General features: G+C 65.9%; 17 protein-coding genes and 2 pseudogenes. 11 read left to right on the plus strand and 8 right to left on the minus strand.

Annotation, left to right across the window (positions count from 1 at the left end):
• Nucleotides 1-92: 92 nt before the first annotated feature.
• Complete coding sequence (locus tag IGA62_RS18840; protein ID WP_332838446.1) at nt 93-473, plus strand: very short patch repair endonuclease; 381 nt, start codon at nt 93-95, stop codon at nt 471-473.
• On the opposite strand, the gene IGA62_RS18845 is transcribed toward IGA62_RS18840, so the two are convergent.
• The 3 genes from IGA62_RS18845 to IGA62_RS18855 all read right to left on the minus strand — a co-directional run bounded on the left by IGA62_RS18845 (nt 460) and on the right by IGA62_RS18855 (nt 6,849).
• Nucleotides 460-2,007 (minus strand): hypothetical protein, encoded by a 1,548-nt coding sequence (locus tag IGA62_RS18845; RefSeq protein WP_232624698.1) that lies wholly within the window; start codon nt 2,005-2,007, stop codon nt 460-462. The genes IGA62_RS18840 and IGA62_RS18845 overlap by 14 nt on opposite strands.
• A 208-nt stretch (nt 2,008-2,215) precedes the next feature.
• Nucleotides 2,216-5,287, minus strand: coding sequence for a helicase-related protein (locus IGA62_RS18850; RefSeq protein ID WP_145822135.1), 3,072 nt, complete (start codon nt 5,285-5,287; stop codon nt 2,216-2,218).
• Nucleotides 5,287-6,849, minus strand: coding sequence for a sigma-70 family RNA polymerase sigma factor (locus IGA62_RS18855; RefSeq protein WP_145819531.1), 1,563 nt, complete (start codon nt 6,847-6,849; stop codon nt 5,287-5,289). Before IGA62_RS18855 ends, IGA62_RS18850 begins: the two co-directional genes overlap by 1 nt.
• 340 nt (nt 6,850-7,189) lie before the next feature.
• Here IGA62_RS18855 and IGA62_RS18860 point away from each other — a divergent pair, with 340 nt between their 5' ends.
• From IGA62_RS18860 to IGA62_RS18875, 4 genes are all read left to right on the plus strand, one after another.
• Nucleotides 7,190-8,335, plus strand: coding sequence for a DNA cytosine methyltransferase (locus IGA62_RS18860; protein WP_145819530.1), 1,146 nt, complete (start codon nt 7,190-7,192; stop codon nt 8,333-8,335).
• A 710-nt stretch (nt 8,336-9,045) separates the two neighbouring features.
• Nucleotides 9,046-9,267 carry a hypothetical protein gene (locus IGA62_RS18865; RefSeq protein ID WP_145819529.1) on the plus strand — a complete coding sequence of 74 codons (222 nt, stop codon included), beginning with the start codon at nt 9,046-9,048 and terminating at the stop codon, nt 9,265-9,267.
• Nucleotides 9,264-10,661, plus strand: coding sequence for an N-6 DNA methylase (locus IGA62_RS18870; RefSeq protein WP_145819528.1), 1,398 nt, complete (start codon nt 9,264-9,266; stop codon nt 10,659-10,661). Before IGA62_RS18865 ends, IGA62_RS18870 begins: the two co-directional genes overlap by 4 nt.
• Nucleotides 10,658-11,272: a restriction endonuclease subunit S gene (locus tag IGA62_RS18875; RefSeq protein WP_145819527.1), complete on the plus strand. Its 615-nt coding sequence runs from the start codon at nt 10,658-10,660 to the stop codon at nt 11,270-11,272. Before IGA62_RS18870 ends, IGA62_RS18875 begins: the two co-directional genes overlap by 4 nt.
• Nucleotides 11,273-11,547: 275 nt before the next feature.
• On the opposite strand, the pseudogene IGA62_RS18880 reads toward IGA62_RS18875, so the two are convergent.
• Nucleotides 11,548-12,557, minus strand: a pseudogene (locus IGA62_RS18880) (tyrosine-type recombinase/integrase).
• Nucleotides 12,558-13,804: 1,247 nt separating this feature from the next.
• Between IGA62_RS18880 and IGA62_RS18885 the strand changes: the two are divergent.
• The 3 genes from IGA62_RS18885 (at nt 13,805) to IGA62_RS18895 (ending at nt 16,493) form a co-directional block, all read left to right on the plus strand.
• Nucleotides 13,805-14,860, plus strand: a complete 1,056-nt coding sequence (locus IGA62_RS18885) for an IS110 family RNA-guided transposase (protein WP_145819524.1) — start codon at nt 13,805-13,807, stop codon at nt 14,858-14,860.
• A 71-nt stretch (nt 14,861-14,931) separates the two neighbouring features.
• A complete protein-coding gene (locus IGA62_RS18890) occupies nt 14,932-15,882 on the plus strand; it encodes a hypothetical protein (protein ID WP_145819523.1) in 951 nt (316 codons plus the stop codon).
• Between the two features lie 431 nt (nt 15,883-16,313).
• A complete protein-coding gene (locus IGA62_RS18895; protein ID WP_198501083.1) occupies nt 16,314-16,493 on the plus strand; it encodes a hypothetical protein in 180 nt (59 codons plus the stop codon).
• 166 nt (nt 16,494-16,659) lie between these two features.
• Here IGA62_RS18895 and IGA62_RS18900 read toward each other — a convergent pair whose 3' ends face one another.
• The gene (locus IGA62_RS18900; protein ID WP_232624700.1) at nt 16,660-17,166 is read right to left on the minus strand and encodes an NUDIX domain-containing protein; all 507 of its coding nucleotides are present in this window, start codon (nt 17,164-17,166) and stop codon (nt 16,660-16,662) included.
• Nucleotides 17,167-17,370: 204 nt separating this feature from the next.
• On the opposite strand from IGA62_RS18900, the gene amcA reads away from it, so the two are divergent.
• From amcA to IGA62_RS18915, 3 genes are all read left to right on the plus strand, one after another.
• Nucleotides 17,371-17,553, plus strand: coding sequence for a multiple cyclophane-containing RiPP AmcA (amcA, locus tag IGA62_RS18905; protein ID WP_145819521.1), 183 nt, complete (start codon nt 17,371-17,373; stop codon nt 17,551-17,553).
• Nucleotides 17,554-17,633: 80 nt separating this feature from the next.
• Entirely contained in the window at nt 17,634-18,296 is a 663-nt protein-coding gene (locus tag IGA62_RS18910) for a pentapeptide repeat-containing protein (protein WP_145819520.1), read from the plus strand.
• 797 nt (nt 18,297-19,093) lie between these two features.
• A complete protein-coding gene (locus IGA62_RS18915) occupies nt 19,094-21,256 on the plus strand; it encodes an NACHT domain-containing protein (protein WP_186500010.1) in 2,163 nt (720 codons plus the stop codon).
• Nucleotides 21,257-21,680: 424 nt separating this feature from the next.
• On the opposite strand, the gene IGA62_RS18920 is transcribed toward IGA62_RS18915, so the two are convergent.
• From IGA62_RS18920 to IGA62_RS18930, 3 genes and pseudogenes are all read right to left on the minus strand, one after another.
• The gene (locus IGA62_RS18920) at nt 21,681-22,448 is read right to left on the minus strand and encodes a helix-turn-helix domain-containing protein (RefSeq protein ID WP_145819518.1); all 768 of its coding nucleotides are present in this window, start codon (nt 22,446-22,448) and stop codon (nt 21,681-21,683) included.
• 115 nt (nt 22,449-22,563) lie between these two features.
• Nucleotides 22,564-23,184, minus strand: a complete 621-nt coding sequence (locus IGA62_RS18925; protein ID WP_145819517.1) for a YdeI/OmpD-associated family protein — start codon at nt 23,182-23,184, stop codon at nt 22,564-22,566.
• A gap of 78 nt (nt 23,185-23,262) precedes the next feature.
• Nucleotides 23,263-23,820 (minus strand): annotated as a pseudogene (locus IGA62_RS18930) (dihydrofolate reductase family protein).
• Between the last annotated feature and the right edge of the window lie 20 nt (nt 23,821-23,840).

The raw sequence follows: 23,840 nt of genomic DNA on the forward strand, positions 1-23,840 counted from the left end.
GCAAGATCCTTCACAATCTCCGTAGACAGGTCAGGAACATGGTCCGAACGTCCACTGTGCCCGAACCGCTCGACGCCGCCACGTCCGTTCGCATGAGCCGGCAGCCCCGCAGCTCCACCAAGCCGGAACTGGCGCTCCGCCGTGAGCTGCACCGCCGAGGCCTGCGGTTCCGGGTCAACCATCCGGGCCTGCCGGGCCGGCCCGACCTGGCGTTCACCCGAGCCAAGGTCGCGGTCTTCGTCGACGGTTGCTTCTGGCACCGCTGTCCGCAGCACGGAACGATGCCCCGCAACAACCGTGACTGGTGGCAGGCCAAGCTCGACCGCAACGTCGCCCGCGATCGGGCCAAGGACGCCGCTCTCGCCGAGCGGGGCTGGGTCGTGCTGCACGTGTGGGAACACGAGGCCACCGACGCCGCCGCCGACCGCGTCCAGGCCGAATGGCGGCGTCGGGTGACGCCTATCGGACGCTGACCGCAGTACGCAGGTAGCCGCCCCTCCCGAACAGCACACCACGGTCGAGGAACCGGTTGAAGAACCGGCACGACGGCTCACCGAGGTGCACGCAGGCACTGCAGGCGCCGCTGCCGATGCTGCAGCCCGGGTCCAGTGGGCACCGGTGCTCGGCGTCGACGAACGCGGTCAGCAGGTCGTCGAGATTGGACTCGAAGACCGCCTGCATTCCGCCGAGCACGAAGTCGCCCCGGGCGGCCGCGTACACGAAGAAGCCGAGGTGCTCGGGTACCAGGTACTCGCTGAGGGCGTCGCGCTCGATGCCAGCGAAGACCGCCGTCTGCCGGATGAACCGATGTGCGTACGTGTGGATCAGCTTGAGTACGTCGGAGCCGACGGACTCCACCTTCGGATCGTCGCGCTTGGTGGGGATCACTGCCGACTCTAGGATCGCCACCCGCGCCGCGAGCGCGTCGGTCGACTCGGAGGCCCAGCCGGGCAGTCGGTGACCTCGGCCGGACAACCACGTCGCCACGCGTACCGGGTCGAGACGGATCAGGAAGGCCTCGGTCTCCGCCAGGTTGCCGTAGAGCCGATAGCCGCTGCGCTTGCGCCGGAACGGCACCAGCCGGCACTTCGACGGATCGTCGTCACCGCGGGTGTAGCCGTACATGGCGTTGAGTACCGGGAACCTGTCGACGAGGTCGAGCCCGTCGATGCCGGCGCGGCGCAAGGCCGGAGGGTAGGCCTCTCGGTAGCGTCGCTCAAGTGGGTCGTGCGGCTCCGGCGCGCGCAGGGCTGTCGTCGGTGTCCGGCTCTCCGCCAGGGCCATCGCGATGTCGACGGCCACCCGCTCGGCCACTTCGCGGCGCGTCGACGACAGCCGGTCGACAGGTTGGTCCCCGGCTACGGCCAGCTGACCGCCTGCCTCGGCCAGGTCCGCCATCTTTTCGGCGATGTCGGGAGCCATCCCGTTGGAGATCAGCTGTTCGACGAGGTCCTTGCGGGTCTGCTTCGCCGCCACGTCCGCGGGGCGGGCTGCGGTCAGGCCCTCGACCACCCAGACGAGGGCCTTTCGGGAGCCGCCGGCGAGCTTCAGGTTCTCCCGGTGTTCCGGGCGCGGCGGGTTGATCAGCACCATGCCGCGCGGCACGTAGACCATGCGGGCCTTGTGCACGTTCCACCGCACGTTGCCGTCGCCGCACTCGCACTTGCGACCGAAGCCGAGCCCCTGCATCGTCTCGGTGCGGCAGGTCGGGCAGACGAACTTGATGTCGGCTGCCTTGGCGCTCTTCGGGATGACCACCTGCACGTCGTCGTGCTGCTGGCAGCGCTTGATCCAGGGTTCGGTGATGGCTCCGCATTCGTGCACGCCGACGAAGTGCAGCTGCCCCCAGGCTCGTTTGCCGCACTTGCAGCGGGCGTCCTCCGACTTCCCGATGCGTTTGCAGGCGCGGCACAGCCAGACTCGCGGGTATCGCTCGACTGTGACGCCGCGGCGCTCGTCGAGTTCGACCACTTCCACCGGCATCTTGCGCAGCAGGTCGGCGGCCATGCCGCTGTCCTTGTCGTTGGCGGTCCACACGGCGATCTCGTTCAGCAGGCTCCAGCGGACCAGTTCGGAGTCGACGTCGATCGGGCTCGGTGCCGACCACTCGTCGACCCGGTAGATGTCACCGCGTAGGTCGACCGTCTGCGCTGGCAGGAAGGTCCGCAGGATCTGGCTGCCGCTGCGGGAGCCCAGCTTCGTCATGTCGTCCGCCTCAGTCGTGGATCGGGGCTTGGGCCTCGACGTCGCGCAGGCTCGTCATCGGGGACGGGCTGCCGATCTCGCCGATGAACCGGGCTTTGCTGGCAGTGTCGTGGAGATCGGCGAACCACTCTCGGACCCATTCGACGATCTGCTGCTGGTGCAGGGAGTCCTCCGGCCCGTCGAGTCCGAGGACCTCCGTCACAGCCGCTGCCTCGTCGGCGGGTGTCAGCCCGGCGTCGTGGGCGTACTGGCGTAGCTTCGCCGGTGTGCTCAGCCGCTGCTTGCTGGCCGGTTCCTTGAGCATCAGGACCCGGGCGGCCACGACGCCGGGCAGGGTGAGGGCCAACACGCGTCGGCTGCGGCGGGTGATCGGAATGGCGTCGACGAACCGATCGCCCTGGCTCACGTACTTGTCGAAGTGGCGGAACGTCTGAGCGTCACGCTCACGGCCGATCTTGTGCAGGACGTACACCAGACCTGGATAGCGGCGACCGACGCGGGCCGTGGTCTGGATGAACTCGGCCGTGGTCAGCGGCAGGCCAAGCATGACCATCGTGTTGAGCCGGTTGACGTCGACACCGTGGGAGAGCATCGAGCTGGCGGCGATCACGTGGATGCGGTCCTCGAACTTCTCCTCCGGGTTCTCCAGCCGCTCCAGGATGTCGCGCACCTCGTCGAAGTCGGTCTGGCCGGTGAGCTGCTCGACATTGATGCCGTCGACGGTGTTGTTGCTGCCGAGGCTTCGGCCGGCGGCCTCCACGTCGTAGAGGGTCGAGCCGTAGACCACGTCGGTGCCGTAGATGCTGATCAGCTCTTCGGCGTGGTTTGGGTCGATCCCGGCTTCCGCACACACCCTCGCCGGGTCGTCCAGCATCTCCCGCACACATCGCTGCAGGGCGTCGAGTGTCCGGTCGCTGACGTGTTCCAGCGTGACGCCGCGCGGTGCGACGGCGACGAAGCGCCGCAGCTTGGTGTCCTCCGGCAGGCTCCAGAAGGACTCACCGGCTCGGGGCCCGGGCTGAGGGAAGACGCGCCCGTCACGGCGGTAGAGGATCTTGACCTGATGGTCGTATCCGGTCAGGGTCGCGCTGCTTGCGACGATCTTGGCGCGGGTGCCGCAGAGCTTGTGCTGAAGGTGGTCGAGCAGGCTCTCGTAGTGCGAGTCGACGGCGCCCAGGCTGTCGCGTAGCAGGTGCAGCTCGTCCTGTAGCCGCAGCGACGGGCCGAAGCGCTCGTCGGGCATGGGTAGCTCGAGCAGGGTGCCTTGGCAGTCGGGTACGAGGCAGCCGTTGGGGGACTTCGACCGGGTCGAGTAGGTGAATCCGTGCCACTCCTCGGAGCACATTTTCTGGGGCGGGCCGATGAGACCGCGCATGGCCTGTTGCAGGCCGATCGATGCCGCCTTGTCGAGGGTGCCGACGACGACGGTCGGCAGGAAGCGAAACACCTCCTGGTCGACGACGTAGATCGGTAGCGCACCCCGCTTCCAGGGGCAAGCCTGGTTGGTGCAGTGGTGCTCCAGCTTCCACCGCTTGCGGTCGAACTTCATGGTCAGGCGTTCGTCGCGGCAGAACGGGCAGTTCAGCAGCACCTGATACTTGTCGGGCATGCCCGGGCTGTCCGGCCCGGTCTCGTCGTTCTCCGGCTTCGGAACGATCTTGTTCGGGGTGCCGGCCTGGCCGACGAGAAAGCCCAGGCTGAACGGGGCGGTCCGCCGGAGGTCCTCCTGCTGCTGGCGGACCAGTTCCGCGCCGGCGAGCGCGTCGGCGAAACGCTGCGTCTGCTGCAGGCTCAGCAGCCGCAGGGGGAACCGCGACCAGGCGGTCACGCCCGTTCGCTTCCCGGTCAGCCGGTCGAAGAACGCCGCGGTCAGCAGCAGGCCCAGATAGGTCTCGGTCTTGCCGCCACCGGTGGCGAACCACACGGTGTCGACGTGATCGGCTTCTTCGGCCGGCTCGGCGAGAAACCGGATGGCGGACAGCAGGAACCCCACCTGGAACGCCCGCCACGAACGGTAGCCACGTCCCTTGGCGCTCAGCCCGATTGCCTCGTTCATGAGCTGGAACGAACGTCGGATCTCGGGATGCGTCCGGACCAGGTCCAGGCCGGTGCGCAGCCGAGCAAGCTCGTCGAACACAAGTGCCGCCGAGCCGTCCGCTTCGGCGCGCATCGCATCCGACCAGCCGTCGGCCAACTGACGTGCGTCCAGCGCGGCTACCGACCAGTGCTTCTGGTCGTACTCGTCGAGCGCGTCCACCAAATCGGTGAGGACCGGGATCGGATCTGCGGCGAGACGGGCGAAGGAGAGATCGGGCTTCGGGCGGTCGCTGTTCCAGTACTCCGGTCGGAAGGTCTGCACACTGACGGTGTCGGTGGTACGGAACACCCCAGGGGCCACCACCTCGACGCCCACGTTGATTCCGTACGCCGGCACCTTCCGGTCGTAGCGGAAGGTGTCCGGCAGGGCCTCCAGCTCGAACGGAACCGTGAGGAGCCCCGCCACCTCCAGCTGCGTCTCGTAGAGATGGGGATCGGTCAGCCCGCGGCCTGGCTTAGGGCTGGTGTTCACCAGTTGCACGACCAGCTCAGGCTGCTTGTGCCAGTCCTCCACCTCGACCCGTACCTCAGCGCTCAGGCCGGATGCGCCGACCGCCGAGAACGCGTCCTGCAACTGCTTGGCCCCGAAGGTCCCCCCGGCAGCGCCGATCACGACCGGAATCTTCTCTTCCACCAGGCCAGTTCGCCACCAGGGCCGATCGGGTTCCGGACCGTCCTTGGGGTCTTTCACCCAGGCCCGAGCCCGCACGGTCACCGTCATCGACCACGGCGGCGACTCGGCCGGGCGGAGCCGGATGCCCATCGCGCACGGGTCCAGGCGATCCGACCGATCGTCGTTGGCGCCCCCAGCGTCCTCGTCCTTGCCGACGAGCCGGCTGAGCCGGCCGAGCCAGAACGTTCCAGAGGGCGCCACTTCCAGCCGTTGCAGACCGTCGCCCCGGCCCGCCGCCACCACTCGACGGTCCAGCCAGGTGACGAACCGGTCGCATGCCTCCATCAGCGGCTGGCCCTTGTCGACGTTCATCACGCTTTCCCCTCAGCGGCATCGCCGGACTCGACCACGGGAGCGTCCGTCACGTATTCGCGCAACGCCAACACCCTCTCGTCTTCCCGGAGTGTCGTCATCGCCTTGCCTTGAATCTGGCGGATCCGTTCGCGGGTGACACCGTAGTCGGCACCAATGTCGTCCAGGGTCTCCTGGATGCCGGTGCCGAGGCCGAACCGCCGTCGGAGCACGTTCACCGTCCGCTCCGGCAGCACCTCACGCAGCGTGCGGTCGACGTCGGCTCGGAACATCATGTGACCGACGATCTCCGCCGGATCGGTACGCCCGTCACGTTCCTGTTCGTCGGCGAGAACGTCCGACAGGCGAAGATCGCCCTCGTCGCCGAACAGCTGATCGAGGCTGAGCAGCGGGCGCAGATGGTCCAACACCGCCTGCACCCTGCCGGGCTCGAGGCCAGTTTCCTCGGCGAGTTCGGTCAGGGTGGGCTCCCGATCCAATCGGTCGGTCAGCCTGCGGGCAGCTTTGTCGACCTTCAGCATCTGCTCTCGGACGTAGACGGGAAGTCGGATCGTGCGGCCGTGGTTGGCGATGCCCCGTTCGATGGACTGCCGTATCCACCAGGTCGCATAGGTGGAGAACTTGAATCCCTTGGATCCGTCGAAAAGATCAGCCGCGTGCATCAAGCCGAGGTTGCCGTCCTGGATGCGGTCGGCGAACTCGACTCCACCGCGGTTGTAGTGGTTGGCCTTGGCGATCGAGACGACGAGCCGCAGGTTCGCACACACCAACTCGGCGTGTGCGTCGCGGCCATCCTCGGCCCGGTCACGCAGCGACCGCCGTTCCTCGCGTGGGAGGTCGTTCCAACCGGCCTCGAGCGTACGTCGTGCTGCCTCTCCCTGCCTCATCAGCGACCACAGCTCCACCTCACGCTGGGCACCGATCAGCGGGTACCGGCCGATGCTGCGCAAGTACTGGCGCACGGTGTCCCCGTGCAGCTCGTAGCCTTTTGCGGCAGACGAGACCGGACGCGCGTCGGCGGATGCGGGCAGTTCGACGCCGGCTTCCTTCAGTAATCGCAGCAGTTCGCCATGCTGCTCTGCGGAGAGGGCCCGCCGCGTCACGAGCAGCGCGACCTCGGCGCGCGTCAGCTTTCCGCCTGTGCGAGTCCAGTCACCGAGCAGATCGTCGAACGCACCCTGCACCTTGTCGTCGGACGCCAGTGCGACGGGCTGCTCGGGAACGTCGCCGAACATCCAGTCGAGGCCGTCGTCGAGCGTCTCTTCGTGTCGAGGCTGGGCGGTGTCGTCCTCGCCTCCGGCCGAGGTTGGTGGATCACACTCCGCCGCGTCAGGCTCCTCGGTGGGTGCACTGTCGGGGCCGGGCGAAGCAGGTGCCTGGTTCTCGGAGCGGCTGGGTGGAGCAGTCGAGACTGGCTGCCGGGTCAGCATCACCAACAGGGCGTCGACGTCGTTGTGGTTGAGGCGGTGGCGGACGACGAAGTCCGCCACCAAGGACTGGGCTCTATGCCTGCCGTTGCGATCGAGGATCCCCCGCAGTTCGTCAACCAGGATTGCGGACACGTTCGCGGAAGGTGACGCAAAAGACCTTGCGACCGCCGCCATGGGCCCCTCCCTCCTCCGTGGGGATCCGAGCGTAGAGCTGGGGTACGACAAAAGCGGACGATTAGAACAATCGTTCTACTTGCCGTCTCGCGGCCTCCAAGTGGCCGCGCGACACTCGAGCTCCTCGGGGGAGACCACTGTGGACGTGTCCCTGCCTTCCTACCAGGCCTCGAGCGCAACGGGGACGTTCAGGTGACGTAGCGGTCGAGGATTCGACCGTCCGTCCCCGACGCGAGGCCGAAGGTACGATCGTCGACGCCGTCAGCGTCGACGCCTGTCGACCAACTACAGTCCTGGCATGGCTCCGCGAACCGTCAAGATCTCCGCAGTCGACCTTTTCTGTGGAGTCGGCGGGCTCTCGTACGGACTGCAGGAGGCAGGCCTCGATATCGCCGCAGGTGTGGACATCGACTCGGCATGCGAATACCCCTACCAGTCGAACATCCGCGCCCCCTTCCGCAAGAAGGACGTGCGCGAGCTGAAGGCCAAGGAGCTGGCCTCCATGTGGCCAAAGGGAACGATCCGGGTGCTGGCCGGATGCGCTCCTTGTCAACCGTTCTCCTCGTACCGCCGTGGCACGGACACCTCGCGCGAAGCCCAGTGGCCGCTGATCGACGAGGTCAGCCGTCTGGTCGAGGGCACGATGCCCGAGATCGTGACCATGGAGAACGTTCCTCGCATCGGGAGCACCCCGATCTTCAAGGCGTTCGTCGGCAAGCTGGAGAAACTCGGCTACTCGGTGCACCACGAGTCCTGCCACTGCCCGGCCTACGGCGTGCCCCAGCATCGTCGGCGCATGGTCCTCGTCGCATCGCTCCTCGGCGAGATCCGCGTACCCAAGGGCAAGGTCGCACCCACCGACTACGCCACCGTCGAGCAGGCCATTCGCGGACTTCCCGCACTCGAAGACGGCACGGTCGACCCCACCGACCGCCTACACAAGAGCCGCAAGCTCACCCCAGTCAACCTGGAGAGAATCAGAAGCTCGAACCCAGGCGGCACCTGGGAAGACTGGCGTGAAGAGCTTCGCGCGCCTTGCCACCGAAAGTCGTCCGGCTCCACCTTCCGCAACGTCTACGCCCGCATGGTCTGGGACGAACCGTCACCCACCATCACGACGTTGTCGTACAACTACGGCGCCGGTCGATTCGGCCATCCCGAACAGGACCGCGCCATCTCCCTGCGCGAAGCCGCGATCCTCCAGAGCTTCCCGCCTGACTACGAGTTCGTTGCCCCTGGAGAACCTGTGCACTTCGCGTCTCTGGGACGGCTCATCGGCAACGCCGTACCGCCGAAGCTCGCTCAAGCAGTAGGCGAAGCCATCGTGCAGCATGTAGAAGCTGTCAGAGCGCCAGTCAGGCGAGTTGGTCGGCGTGCTACGGTCCCACCTTCATCTGTGAAGCCATGTCCAGTGACCAAGGTTTCCGTCGGACGAACGCCTTGACGGTGAGGTCGAGGCGGCCCGTCCTCCAGAAGCCAGATACCGAGAAACGTGCAGGAGTCACCGGGCCGCGCCAAGTCCGTTGAGGGTGGAGATCGTCGGCCAGTCAGGCCGCGTCTACACCTGCCACCTATCCCTGCATCAGGGTCGGATGGAAACCCGAGCTCCTCTCGTTGTTGGCGCTTGCTTGGTCTACCTTCTGCAGCTCAGACCCTCGCGGCGACTACGATTACCGCATCAGCGGCACGTTCCCACGGGACACGCCGCGCGATCCGCCGATGAGCCGACGCTGCGGGTCGAGGGGCAACTCTCGCTTCGCTCACCACGCTGTCTCCCGGATGAGGTGAGGGCCTGGTGGCGGCTGGATTTTGCTGGTCAGCGATCCAGGCCGTGAGCGTAGATCGCTACCGCGCCGCGCAGTACCGGCACGGTAAGGCGTGCCAGCAGGTTCCGGGATGCTCGGCCAGGCGTGCACCGTCAAGGACCGGCTCAGCTCGTCGGTCACATCGCACCCCGATGCGAACTCTCGATAGACCCGGCCTAGTTGCGCGTATTGCTCTGCGCGTTGACGCGCAGAGCAATACGCGTCTACAGTGGAGAGGTCCACCGATGGGGAGGGGTGCACTCTTGGATGTGATGAAGTTCTTGGCGGTTGGGCGCCTGATTGCCGGCGCGCCGAGTGGCCGTAGTTCCAGACTGCTTGGTGAGGTCCGATGATTGCCAAGCTGTCACCTGGCGCGTTGACCGGCGTGGTGGTACCGGTCAGTGCGGCGTTGGCTGAGGCGCCGTGGTGGGCGTTCGCCGGTATGACGCTTCTCGCGTTGGTGCACCGAATGCTGCCTCGGGACTCGAAGGACTTACTCAATCTCTGGCTGCGTATCATTTCGCGCCGGAGAGGGCCGAAGGACAAGCGGGACGAGGGGCGGGGCACGTGAGTTACGGATCGGGCAAGCTCACCCCTCCGCCGGTGACGGTAGGCGCGGCGGAGGGGCGCATCAGAGAAGCGATTTGGCGCGGCTTCGATCGATACCGGGGGTTGCTCGATGTCATTGAGTTCGGCGATGTCGTGCTCGTCCTGTTGTATCTGCGGGGCCGCCCCGCATGGCAGGTGTTGGTTGACGGTGACTCAGACGTCGAGCGGGCGCTTCGCTCCGACCTGCCGGCAGACGGGGGAGATGCTGTGCTCCTCCGCCCGTTGCTGGAGTCGGTGCGCAAGGCTGGTGATATGCGCCAGATGGCGTCGCTTGTGGAGCTGGTCGACCAGCTTGGCTCGGATCACCAAGCTCACCTTGCGCAGGTCTTCAGCGCGGTACTCGAGCGTGTGGGCGGATTGACGACCCGCAAGGGCAGCGGGGAGTTTCACACTCCTAGGGCCATCACGGAACTGTCCGCAAATCTGCTCGACCCGAGAGAGGGCGACGAGATCTTCGACCCCTGCTGTAAAGCAGGTGAATTTCCGGCGGCGATTGTCGATCGGCTGACGCAGCAGGGTAAGGCTATCGACCGGCTGGCGGTGGCAATTTCCGACTACTCGTTGCGGTCGTGCGCGTTGGCGTACCTGCAGCTGCGTCTGCGAGGGATAACGCCGCAAGTGCTGCCTAGCGTTACCGGCAGCCTGCCAACTGGGGCGCCGGAGAGCAGATACGACGTGGTAGTGGCAAATCCGCCGTTCAACTTATCGAACTGGAACGGAGGCGGCCGATTCAACGGACGGTGGCGATACGGTGTGCCACCGGCGCACAACAGTAACTTCGCATGGTTGCAGTACGTCATCGCCTCGCTCAAGGCCGGTGGCCGGGCGGCGGTGGTAATGCCTTACGGTGCTGGGCTTTCGGAGAACACACATGAGCGAAATATCAGGGCGGCGATGCTCGACGACGGCGTGGTCTCGGCAGTCATTGCGCTACCAGGTCAGATGTTCGCCGGCACCGACATTCCAGTCACGCTGTGGATCCTGCAACACTTACCCGCTATCCGCTCCGGTGAGGTGCTGTTCGTAGATGCAACCGAGCTCGGCAGCATCCAGCAGCGGCGCCGAACCCTCGACGCCGCAGAAATTGACAGGATCGTCGAGGCGTACCGTGATTGGCGGAAGCACTCGCTTGACCCTGTCGCAGGGTTCGCGGCAGCGGTACCAATTGAGCAGGTTCGAAGCGAAGGATACCGGATAAATCCCCGTGCCTACATTCCGCCAATCAATGAGGTGCCAGACTTGCGGACGCGAGCCCGAGAGGTAGGGGAGCTCGCGCGGCAACTTGACCGGCTTGCCCAAAAAGCCGCCGGCCTCGATGAGATCATTGAGGCGCGCCTGAGGGAGTTTTCCCTGTGAACTCTCTGGTCGGTCCTGTTCCCGCCGACTGGCAGGAGATGCCGCTAGCTGAGGTATGCGACGTGGTAGCGGGCCCGTCGAGCACCATGATCCGGCCGGTTGACGCCGATGGCGTGCCAGTCGAAGTTGTCGCACCTAAGCATTTGATGTACGGGCGCATCGCGGATAGTGGCACCGTACTAGTGACGGCTAAAGCATCCGCGCAGCTAGATCGGTATCGACTCGCCCCCGGCGACTTGATCTGTGTGCGGACCGGAGACCTCGGCAAGCAGGCCCTCGCCGGCCCGGAGCACGAGGGATGGATAACCGGGACAGCCTGCTTCCGGCTACGTCCCCAACCATTTGTCGATTCTCGGTACCTGCTGCACTACATGCGACATCCGGCGGTCCGTGACTGGATCGACAGGCACGCGTCGACAGCCACCGTGCCAACGCTGACCCTTAACACCCTCCGGACTTTGCCGGTACTGGTTCCGCCCTCCGCCATTCAAGAAGCCATCGGTGACACCATGAGTGCTCTTGACGACAAGGTTGCGCTACACCGGAAGATCGTCGAGGTTACGGAGCAGCTACGCGATTCGCTGCTACCGCTGCTGTTAACGAGCCAGTGAGTGCCCTACAACGGATGCCCGAGCCCGTTGACGGGGTGCTCTGCGGGTGCTCGGCCGCCCTTTGACAGGTTCGACTAGGAGGGACTGTCCGGCATCATCGCGACGAAAACCCGACAGAATGTGGACTGGCGGGATGCGTGGGGACTGGGAAACACTTGCCAACGCCGGCTCTTAATCCGCGGGTTCGGGGTTCGAGTCCCTGGCGGCGCACCAGCAGTAACAGAGCAGGCCCGGTCCAATTGGACTGGGCCTGACCCCTTTTCCTGACCCCTACGTCAGGCATCGAACAGATAACCGAGCTTGTCTGTGGTCGATCGCTGAGCCTGCCGGGTCACCTCCACGTAGATCAGCTTCGTGATCGTGGGCGAGCTGTGCCCGAGCACATCTTGGATCTTCTCGATGGGGACGCCCTGCTCGTAGAGCAGCGTCGCGCACGAGTGGCGGAGGTCATGGAAGCGGACCCGTCGGAGCCGGCACGTTCCAGGAGCCGGACGAAGTGCCGGTTGAGGTTCCGCGGCTCGACGGGCGTGCCGATCCCGGTGGTGAAGACCAAGCCGAAGTCCTGCCAGTCATCACCCATCGTCTTCCGTTCCGCTTCCTGCATCGTCCTGTGCTGACGCAGGGCGGCCAGGCATGGTGCCGGAAGACCGATGACCCGCTCTGACTCGTCGGATTTCACCGGACCGAAGACGAGCCGACCGCCCAGGCGTTGCAGCGACTGCCGAACGAAGATGACGCCGTCGACCAGGTCCACGTCCTGCCACCGCAGACCCAACGCTTCGCCACGTCGGAGCCCGAGGGAGAGCGCCACCGCGTACAGGGCGTAGAGCCGATCCGCGCGTGCAGTCTTGAGCAGCAGCTTGGCCTCTTCGCCGGTCAGCGGGGTGAACCGCGGACGGTACCGGTGCGCCAGCCGAAGGTTGCGCGCGGGATTTTCGGGGATGAGTCCGTCGACCACGGCATCCTGGAGGGCTGCCCGGATCATCCGGTGGAGGTGCCGGATGGTGCCGTCGGACGGGTACGACTCGCAGCACTGCCGGGGCTTCTTCGCGCAGCACTGAGCCGGTTTCCCTGCGGAGGCACGCGCCGCATCCTTGCCCTGAGCGCAGCACTGGCACGTGCTCTTCGCCCGGTTCAGGAACGTCCGGATCGTCGGAGGCTGGAGTTTGCTGAGACGCTGACTCCCGAGCAGCGGCACCACGTAGCAACGCGACAGCCACTCGTACGTGCGCAGCGTGCTCGGCCGTACCCGGTCGTGAAGCACCTCCCGTTGCCAGTAGGCCATGAAGTCGGCTACCGACTGGATGGAACCGGCGACCCGGATACCGGCCTGGGTCTTGGCCTTGAGCGCGGTCAGCTTCTCGTGGACGTCTGCCCACGAGCTGCCGTAGACGCTCTTGCGGATCTCGCGGCCGTCGCTGGTAAAGACCCATGCCCGGCCTTCCCAGCGGCCATCCTTCCGCTGTCGGATGGTGCCCTCACCGTTGACCTTGCGGCGGCCATTCCGGGGAGTCGGCTCTTGAGCGGAACCGCTTGCCGATCAAGGCGCTGACGCGCGGCGCGGGGCGCGGCAACCGGCTCCTGCGGAGCCGCCGCCCCGGCGCTGACCGCGCCGGGGCGGAAAGTCAGCCGGCCCGAAACCCACGCCCCGCGCGTCATCCCTGGGGTTAGTGAGGTGACCCGGTGACGAGCCTGGCTCGACCAGGTCGATACGACGAAGCCCTACCGCCGGTCGCATCTACTCCGGCGAGCCTCGAAGCCGTACCAGGGACGACCGCGGTGGAGTTGCCGAACGGAACACGGGGCCGCTCGGGACCGGGGTGGGGAAGAGGTGAGAGGGGGCGGGGTGAGGAGGAGGTGCGGGGTGGGGAGCTGCCCGCGCGTCACCGCCAGGTGGTCGACGGCTTGAAGAACCGGGAGGAGTGGTTACCCGCCGGCCCGGTCGAGGTGACTCCTCCCGCCGGTCGGACGGGGTGCCGGCCGCGTCGGGGTCGTCATTCGGTGGCTGGGCTGGCCCGAGGTAGAAGTTGCCGAACGGTTCCACGGACGGTGCGGAGTGGTCGGCGGACGCGGGGTCAGAGCGCCTCCGGCGGGGGCCAGACGACTCCGGGATGGGGTTGCCGAACGGTTCCGATGGGTGGGTGGTTGAGGAGGGATGCCATCCCGCCAGCCACCGATCCAGGCAAGCCGAGCAGACCAGGGCCAGGGCGACAAGGTCGTACGTCCGGTAGGGCGCTCCACCTTGTCGCCCTGGCCCTGGCCCGCTCCACGGTGTGTGGGTCGGCGGCAGACAGTGAGGATGGTGGGGTGGGTCGCCGGGTTGGTCTGACTCACCGGCAGACCGACGGCTGCTGTCCTGATCCCGATTCGTCGGCCGGCTCGGTGACCCTCCCAACTGCATGTCACCGGTCAGGCGTCGTGACTTGATAGGAGCCTGTGCGAGAGGCGCCCACCACTGTGTTGTCCGTATCGCCTGACCGGTGACGTGTCCACGTGTTCTCGACGCGACCGAGAAGGGCGGACCTCACCAGCATGGCAGCGAAGAAGCGATCGGTCATCGGTGGTGTCGACACTCACCGAGACACTCACCACGCGGCAGTCATCGACAGCACCGGCGGCCTCCTCGGCGACGCCGAGTTCCCCGCTACCCGTGACGGCTATGAAAACCTGCTGGACTGGTTGTCCTCCTTCGGCCAGCTGGTCGCTGTCGGAGTAGAGGGCACCGGCAGCTACGGCGCTGGCCTCGCCCGTCACCTGGGTAGCCGCAAGATCCCCGTCGTCGAGGTCGACCGCCCGGACCGCAGGACCCGCCGAACCAAGGGCAAATCCGACCCCATCGACGCTATTGCCGCAGCCAGGGCCACCCTCGCCGGCACCGCCATGGGCATCCCGAAGACCCGTACCGGTCCGGTCGAGGCCATCCGCGCCCTACGGGTCGCCCGCCAGGGCGCGGTCAAGGCCCGAACCGCCGCGATCAACCAGATGCGGGGCCTGGTCGCCGCTGCCCCGGAAGCCCTCCGGGCCGAGCTGACCAAGCTCAGCGCCGCTGTCCTGGTCAACCGCTGCGCCACCCTCACCGCCGACCTGAGCCGACTCCACGACCCGGAACAAGCCACCGCTGCGGCGCTGGCCGGGCTCGCCCGACGGGCGCTCGCTCTAACCGAGGAGATCCACGCCCTTGACCAGCAACTGACACCGCTGGTCCGCCGAACCGCACCGCGCACCAGCGCCCTGTTCGGCCTCGGCACCGACGTCGCCGCCCAACTCCTGACCACTGCCGGCGACAACCCCGACCGACTTCACTCCGAGGCCGCCCTCGCCCACCTCTGCGGAGCGGCACCCATCCCCGCCAGCTCCGGACGGGTGCGCCGCCACCGCCTCCACCGAGGAGGCGACCGCGGCGCCAACCACGCCCTACACACCATCGCCCTCTGCCGCCTGCGCTACGACCAACGCACCCGTGCCTACCAGCAACGACGCACCACCGAAGGCCTCAGCAAGCAAGAGATCCTGCGCTGCCTCAAGCGCTACATCGTCCGCGACGTCTACACCGCCCTCCGCGCGGACTTCGCCGCCCTGACCACTTGACCTCCATAGGAGCATCGGGATAGCAGCTGGGCGTCTTCGCCGGCTCGACCAAACCCAATACCCTGGGCGCTATGACCTGGGAAGCGTTGAAGGACGTTATCACCCTTGACCGTGCATCTTTCTTGATTGCATTCGCTGCGCTTGTGGTAGCTCTTCACTCGGCCAAGCAATCACGAAGAAACGCCGATGCCGCCGAGAGGAGCGCCAAATTCGCAGAGGTGCAGAGTCAGGCCGCTAAAGCCCAGAGTCAGTCAGCAAGAGAGCAGGCGATTGAGTCGAGGGCGGCGGCAGTCGAAGCAGGGCGATCGGTAGAGGTGGCGCATGTTTCAGTTCTAGAAGCGGCTAGGGCAAGGATTGACTCCCTAGCTCCCAAGGCCGTCATTGCCGTAGAAAAGGTGCCCTGGCCGCCTCGATTGACTGAGTTTGCTGGTGCTAAAGGAGACAGGGACAGGGAAAGGTCAACCGAGGATCTACCGATCACCTTAAACTTCATGGATGACAGATTTCTGCGCATCGCCTTCACTGTTCGGGGGATCATTATCAATGATGGTGCTCACTCTATGCGGGTGTCGCCAGATGGGCCAGCCTTCATATCAGGTTACTCTCCCATCCTCGGCCGTGAAGTATCGATCCCCCCAACTGTTGATCCCGCCTGGATGGAAGTGCTACTGAAGCCCGGCGAAGCCGCCCTCTTTGAATGGGAGGCAAGTAAAATACTGGAGCGATGGATTGAATCATTCGATGATCCGCGCAAAGAGCCAGACCTCTCCGCCCGTTTCGTGTTGTCACCTGGATCAAAAGACCAATATTTAAGCACGGTGGATATCGTGCTTGATGTGGAGCCTATCGAGCCGGCAAGTTGGGATAAAAAAAGTTGGCGGGAAAGCCTGCTTGCCTCGCAGTGGAAGATTCCAGAGTTTAGCTATACGAATCGTGTCCGTATTGGGCAACCGGTCCGGCATTACCCGGAAGACGTAGAGCGTTTAAAGCGCGATTTGATGCCTGAGATGTGGAGCCGGTAAGTACAGCCATCCGTACAGCCAAGCCCGCCGACGGAAGCGACCCGAGGTCGACGGGAGGCGACACGGCGAGCAGGCCAGCGGCAGTGACCGACGCTGGCCGACAGTAGTCTTGATCTTTGCAATGCAGGGGCTGCCGCCCAGGAGAACAGGCTGAGGGGTCGACCCCTGCGCGACCCCAACGGACCGCAAGACGAGCACCGCAAGCATGTCCGCCGAGCAGGACGGAGCGAGGTCAGGATGGCCAACCAGGATCGAGCGGCAGCACTCTTAATCCGCGGGTTCGGGGTTCGAGTCCCTGGCGGCGCACCAGCAATAAAGGCTCTGACCTGGGGTTTCACCCTGGGTCGGAGCCTTTCTCGTTTCCGTGCCGGTGGCCCGGTGCTCGGTGGGTCCTCGGGAGCGGTTGGACGGTTGCGACCATTGGTGGACGGGTGGCGTTGCCGTGGACGCTGGCGGTTGTCCAGGGTCTCCTGGTACGGCTCGTACTGGCCGGACTTGTCGCCGACGGTGAAACCGTAATCGGCAAGGGCACCATGGTCGACCGGGGCCACGCGGACCTGACCAGCCGGTTCACCGCCCTCGGTGCCGACATCACCCGCGAGGAGTTCTGACGACAGGCTTGCTGAGCGAGCACGAAGTCCTCCGCGATGCCGTCCTCGGCCGAGAGGTCGTGCGGCAGGCCGCCGTGACCATCGCCGCCGCCGAGGCCGTCCTGGCCTCGGCGGCAACCGATAGCTCCGCCACGCCTGACCTGCTACGCACACCGCGTCCACACCCTCAGCCCGACTGTCGATCTGAGGTCGCGACTCCATCCTCAAGGTAGACACCACCACGCCCGATTGCGGCGAGCGCCGCGACAACCCGCCGAGCCAACCGAGGGATCAACATCTCGCCCAAGCGCTCCGGCTCGACGAACTCGAATCGGTCGAGCTCGTCCGGGCACAGTCGCATCGTCGCGATCTGGTCCGCTGTCAGCACCCCGCCGTCGAACACGAACATGAGCCCGCCGTCCCACGGCGGGCTCGCCGGCACCCAGTCGACGCACAGCAGCGCTCCTGCGGGCACCGACAGGCCCAGCTCTTCCCGGATCTCGCGCGTGCAGGCGCCCGCCGGAGACTCGTCCGGCTCCACCGTTCCGCCGGGAACTTCCCACACGTCCTTGTACGTCGGGTGGACCACCAGCACCCGCCCGTCCTTATCCCGGAAGATCATGCCGGCCGCCGCGCGGAGCCGCGTCACGCTGGCGATGTAGGAGATGTCAGGTTCGGTCTGCGTCTCGGCCACGCGACCGACCCTACGGGCTCGCCCTTGGCGCATAGCCCGTTGCCGAAGGAAGACCGGCCGCGCCCGGTCCGCCGGCGGCCCGCCCCTGCCGGCAACCGCTACTCCGAGCACCGCACCTTCCACCCGTGAGACCAGCTTCTGCCGGACCCGGCAGGCCCTCGTCCGCGCCACCGCGGACCACCTCACTCCGACTGGAGGAACAGCATGACCAACGCCCTCGCCGCACTGATCAACGCCGCGCCGCAGCACCTTGACCGTCTCGGTGTCGAGCCATTCGGAGCGGTAGCGTCGGTCGACGCCGCGACGTTCGACAATCGGCCCACCTGGGACAACCGGGGCAGCTTCGACAGCCGCCCGGGCTGGGACACCTGGAACAAGAAGAAGTGATCCGCTGACAGCGGACCCGACACTCGGTGCGCGGGGCGGTTGGCCCGCCCCGCGTCGCGCCAGAAACAGGTAGAGGACATATGCGAACCACCACAGTCGGCGACCTGCGGATCCTGCTCCCGGATCTCGACCCCGACGACCTGGACAGCACCAGCGAAGTGACCGACGACCTCAGCGACGCCACCGTGGAGAACGCCTCCTGTCGCGGCGCTGAGCTCGAGGGTGTCAGGATCCGCAGCAGCCGGATCACCGGAGCGGACCTCAGCGAGAGCACCTGGGAGCCGGGAACCCTCTTCGGTTGCGAAATTACCCGCACCGACTTCTCCGGAGCCACCCTGTCCGGCGTCACCATTGAGCGTTGCGCTGTCACCGGCTCGCGGTTCACGGGCACCAGACTCACCGACATCCGCGTCAAGGACGTCCTGTTTGAGGGATGTCGCTTTGACTACGCCACCCTCACCCGGATCACCGCCGCCGGAGCCGTGGCCTTCGTCGACTGCGTCCTCACCGACGCCACCTGGTCCTCCTGCCGACTCCCCGACATAGTTCTCAGGTCCTGCCAACTCGCTCGACTTGAACTCGACTCCTGCCAGCTCCACGGCGCAGACCTCCGGGGCAATTCGCTGCACGACCTGAAGACCAGCCTCGGCAACCTGCACGGGATCACCCTCAACGAGGACCAGCTACCCGACATCACCCACCTGGCCGTCACCGAGCTCAACCTCACGGTGCAGCGAAGATAACCCCAGGGACGCAGCAAGCCGTCTCGGCCGTACAGGAATGTCGCCGGCTTCAGCAAGGTCGGCGATGTCAGGTTGGGGGCGGTAGTGCTCGCACCCGCCGACTGGGCAAACCGGAACAGGGACTTCCACACCCAGCTGGCGCGGCGCGGGACGAGAAACGCCAGCGACGCGCTGGCCGGCCCGCCACTCTCGCCACTGACGCGGCGGCGGGTGGCTGCTCGTGTGGGACGGTGGTCGTCGGCCGGTGGACGGTCGGGAGACCCGCGCGTTGCGCGAGGCGCTCCGGATGACCGTCCACGACTTCGCCCGTCACCTCGCGGCAGCCGCCGTGACGGTCTCGGGCTGGGAGCACCGCCGCCCGCCCGCACCACCAAAGATGGCTACACGAGCGGCCCTTGGTGAAGCGCACATGCTCGCCGACACCGACGCAAGGCTCGATTCCTGCTGATCCTCGACACCCCGAACCACCACACGTAAGCCGGCCAGGTGAGCGGGAAGGTACCCGTGCGGCACGCGTACCACGTCGTGTGATCGCGCGAGCCTCACCGCCACGCCCGATCGGCGGCATGTGAGTAGCTTCAGGCGAAGAACGGATTTTGGTACGGGCCATGTTGGTAACACGTCACTTCGGGGTGCCATGGGGTGGACCGTGCGTAGGGCCGGAGCGGTGCTCAACAATGCGGGGACAGCTTCGCCGGCACTATCCGCATCCTGCACGGCGACGGGTGGTTGCGGCGCCCGCGTGCCCTCGCCCAGGCTTGGTATACCAAATGAAAGCGACCTCAACACACGCACGGGTGATCGTCGAATTCATGATCTTCTCGCGGTGCCCCCAGCGCGCTAGCCATCTGAGGCATGATGCTCAAGTGATTGGGTGGCGAAGCAAGATCGTCTTGTTGGGGCTTGCGGCCGGCGCAACTTCAGTAGCAACCCTCGCGTTTGTCCGAGGGCTGGAGGAGGCAAGCTGGCTCGCCGCCATTCTTGCCTTGGCGGTCAGCGGGTTGCAGCTGCTGTGGCGGCCTCGACGGTTGACGGAAGCCACAGTCGAACAACTCGACGAGGCGCGCCAATATCTGGCTGATAAGGCTCTGGAGTATTGGCGACTAGAGGCGGCCGCACGAGGTCTGCTTGAATCGCCCGCATTGACCTTGAGGTGGGTGCCGGCGAGCAAGCGGCTCGTAGACCGCGCGGCGGGCGCGACGATGGATCCGGGATGCGGGAGTTGCCCGGCAGAATTTGTCACGGCATATCGTCAGGTTTCATCCGGTCGCCTGCTGGTTCTCGGTGAACAAGGTGGGGGCAAGACTGGCTGGGTAACGTTGCTGGTGCTCGGGCTGTTAGAGGCGCGTTCGCAGCGCGAGCCGGTGCCTATGCTGATTTCGCTGTCATCGACGCGCGGCGCATGGAGGCCGACAGAAGATCATCTTTATGTTTGGCTTGCCCGGCGATTGACCGAGGAATATCCCGGATTAGGAAACGTTAATGCCTACGGCCTCGATGCCGCCAAACGGCTACTGACATCAGGCCGTGTACTTCCCGTGCTCGATGGACTTGACGAGCTTTCTCTCGAGCTTCAGAAGGCCGCAATCGCGGCGCTTAATAGACAAATTCCGTCGACGACTCCTATGGTCATCACGTGTCGAACGAACGCCTACAAGCGGCTGGCATCAACGGATGTATTACAAGCAGTTTTCGCAATCAGGATTGAGCCGCTGGGCATTGATGATATTGTCAAATTTCTGACTCCTAGGCGGGCGGCCGGCCGATGGCGACCAGTCCTCGATGCAATCGCCGATGACCGAAACGGCTTGCTTGCCCGCGCCCTAAATACGCCCCTCATGGCTTCGCTGGCTCGAGTGGTATACAGCGGCACCCGATCTGATCCCGTCGAACTTGCCGATTCCGACCGCTTTCCGAGCAGAAGGGCGATAGAGGATCATCTGCTTGACGCTTTCGTTTCGGCTGCCTTTGCGCTCGGCAACATGCCTCGCGCCAACCGCCCGTCATTCTTGCGCTGGAACCCCGAGCGCGCAAAAAAGTGGTCGGTATTCTTCGCTTGCTATCTGTATCGCCGGAACGCAAATGAGCTGGCGTGGTGGGAGATCTGGCGAGTTGTATCGCCGGGGCGGCTTGCATTTTTAGCTGGAGCAGCTCAGGCCGTTGTGGCTATCCCTCTTTGGGCCCTATTAATCACCAAGACCGACGAGCACCTCTACGCACGCCCCGATGCGGCGGCCTCCGTGGTCTTTTCGGCGCTCCAAGGGGGTATAACCATCGGGCTGGGAGCCCGTCTTATGCTCGGTCCGCCGTTTGATCGAGGCCCGAAGCGGCTGACGAGATTGTGGTCTCCGGCTCAATGGATCGAAAGGTTACGTGGCGGCCCGTTTGCGATGACTCTCGCCATGGGTCTGGGTTCTGCGATGCTGGTGGGAGTGCAAGTTGGGCCGTTTGGGGGCATTCTGGCCGGATCAACTGGTCTGATGTGTGGAATATTGACACAAGGCGCCACCGAACCTGCCGCGACAAGCGACGCCACAAGCCCTCGAAGCCTGCTGCGCGCGGACCGTGCTGTCGCGCTTATAAGTGCGCTCACCGTCACAGTTCTTAGCGCAGTCGTTGCCCTATATGGTCTCGGATCGTTTTCTGCTCTGGCCGTATTTGTTCTCACCTTCCCGGTCTTCCTTGTGGTGGACTTTCTGGCACGTTCGGCTTGGGGGCCGTTCCTGCTGGTCAGGGTGTGGCTTGCATGTAGAGGGAAAGCGCCGTGGCGATTGTTCCGATTTCTTGAGGACGCTCACCGGCATGGGGTCCTCCGCCAAGTCGGAGGGTTCTACCAGTTTCGACACAGCAGGCTCCAAGAACGCCTGGCTTCAGGTGAGTGTGATTCGCGCATTAAAGAGACAGCTGCCCCTCGTCAGGGCTCCGCAACGCAGCAGTCCTTGATAAGGAGTCGCCGTTGAAGAGTTCAGTGGAGTGCTGGTCAGACGGCGCGCCGAGTGCAGACGCCTCCGCCATCCACGTGCTCGCCCAGACCAACTCGCCAGGCAGAGCGGGCAGACGCCGCCCGTCACCGGGGTCGAGCCGCTCCAACAGCGGATTGCCCGAGCGGTCGGGAACGTCTCCCGCGCCGGCGCTGGCACGGCTGCCCGTGCCCCTCGAACGGGCCCGGAATGGGATGAGCACGCCGTCGATGTCGACAAAGACCAACGGTGGCGGGACGCCGGCAAGCACTGCCGGACCGTACCCCTGACCGGCGGCAGTCCGCGACACGTAGGAGTTCCGGGCGACCCGTGACGCTCGCAGTACACGACGCGTGGCATGTCCCCCGCGCCGTACGCACTCGGGCTTCTCAGCACGACGTTCCTGGCACTCGGTGACCTGACCTCAGGTATGTCCGGGGCAGCCGCATCGTAGGTGCGGTTCGAGTTCGTCGGCGCGTTCATGCCGCATGGCGCGTGCCCGGTCCTGGAGCTGCCGCAGTTGGTCGGCGGTCAAGCGGCGGGCGTTCCAGATCAACGCGGCGACCTCGGCCGCGTCCGGATGGACCGGCCGACCGGCACTCGCCAGGTCGATGCCGGTCAGCGCGTGGAGGTCGTGTGGCGAGATGTCGAGGAAGGCGGCGAACCCGGCCAACAGCTCGGGTGTCAGAGTCTTCCTGCCGTGTCCGATCATGCCGATTGTCGACGCCGACAGCATGTCGCGGCGGCCTATGCCGAACAGGTACTTGGCGGCACCCAGCCAGTTGAGGTTGCGGTTGTGCAGCAGGCGTAGCACCAGGCTGCCGGCGCCGTTCGGGTACCGCCGGTACGGCGGGGTCGACGGCGGCGGCCCCGGCGGACGGGGCTGCTGCGGCATCGCCCGGATGAGTTCATGCAGATCCGGGGCAGCGCGTGGCAGGTACGTCAGCTCCCAGGACAGCCAACCGACGGCGCTGGCGGCGGTCGGGTCCAGTGGGGCGAGGTCGTCGGGTACCTGCATGCCAGCGACAACGAACAGGTCGCTGGCATGCAGGTCCAGGGCTAGCGCAAGCCGGCGCACCAGTGACGGCGCAGGCTCGTCCCCCTTGAGTACCGACGTGATCTCGGCTTGGGAGACGGATGTCCGGCGGGCCAACGCGCCGACGTCGATGCCACGCAGCTCGACCAGTCGCATCAACTGTGCGCCGAACGTCGACGGTTCCTCCACCCGATTCACCCTACGAGCCACCGCCGTGTCAACCGAAGCCGCCAGCCCCTGCGGCCGGATCGTGGCAGGTGGGTGCGCTTGATCATGTAGATGTCGACGACGGCGAGGTCGGCGGCTTGGCCTTCTGCGGGTAGGGCGTCTCGTGGCGGGCGAGCATGGCGACGAACTCGATGATCTTTCGTTCGCGGGTCTGGGCTCGTTTGACGGCGTTGAGGCGGTGGATGAGAGCAAACCGGTTGGTCTTGGTGAGTACGTCGAACATGGCCTGGGCGGCGGGGTCTGCGGCGATGGCGGCGAGGAGGTCGGCCGGCACCTCGGCTTCCGATGGTGGGGCGTACGCGGCTGCCCAGCGTCCGTCCGCCTTGGCGGCTTCCACAGCGGCGCGGCCTGAAGGCTGCATACGCCCCTGCTCCTCCAGCCGGGCAACGTGGGCGACGTTGCGTTGTGACCAGGAACTGCGGGGTCTGCGAGGGGTGAACCGGATCCAGGAGGTCTCCTGATCCCGTTTACGGGCCTGCCCGTCGATCCAGCCGAAGCACAGGGCCTCGTCGACCGCCTGCTGCCAGGTCAGCGTGGTGACGGTGCCGCCCTTCCTGGTCAGGGCGAGCCAGACGCCGGGCGACGTGGCGTGGTGGGCCGACAACCACGCGCGCAGCGCGTCGGCGTCCGCGACGATCAACTCATCCAGTTCGGCGTTCGCCATGCCAGCAGGTTAACGCTGCGGCGCCTCGGCCTCACCTGCCCGGCTCGGCCACCGGCAGCGCCGCCAACCGGGGACGGCTCAGCGGGTCCGGTAGCGCGCGTAGATCAGTCCGCTGTCGAAGGCACGCTCCTCGACGAGCTCGAGATCGAGGCGCACGCCGTCGGGGAAGAACCGCTTGCCGCCGCCGACCACGCTCGTGGTGATGAACAGGTGGTACTCGTCCACCAGGCCGGCCGCGATCGCTTGGGCCGCCAGGTTCGGGCCGTCGACGGTGAGGTCGTGATCAGCCTCGGCCTTGAGCCTGCGCACCGCGTCCGGGTCGAAGGCCCGCTCGATCCTGGTCTTCGCGCTGGACACCGACTCCAGCGTCGTGGAGTACACGATCTTCTCCGCGGCCTGCCAGTCGCGGGCGTACTGCAGGATGTGCGGCGGCTGGTCGGGCTTGGTGTGCGCGGTCTCTCAGTAGACCATCGTCTCGTACATCCGTCGGCCGTAGAGGTACGTGCCGACGGGGCGGAAGAGGTCGTTGACGAAGGTATGCACCTCCTGGTCGTCGGCCCCGGTGCCGAGGTCGCCCTCCGCCGCCTCGGCGTAGCCGTCGAGCGAGGTGATCATCGAGTAGATGAGCTTTGCCATGCGTCTCCTTCGGACACGAG

This window comes from Micromonospora sagamiensis, from assembly GCF_014680085.1.
GTDB classification, from domain to species: Bacteria; Actinomycetota; Actinomycetes; order Mycobacteriales; family Micromonosporaceae; genus Micromonospora; species Micromonospora inyonensis.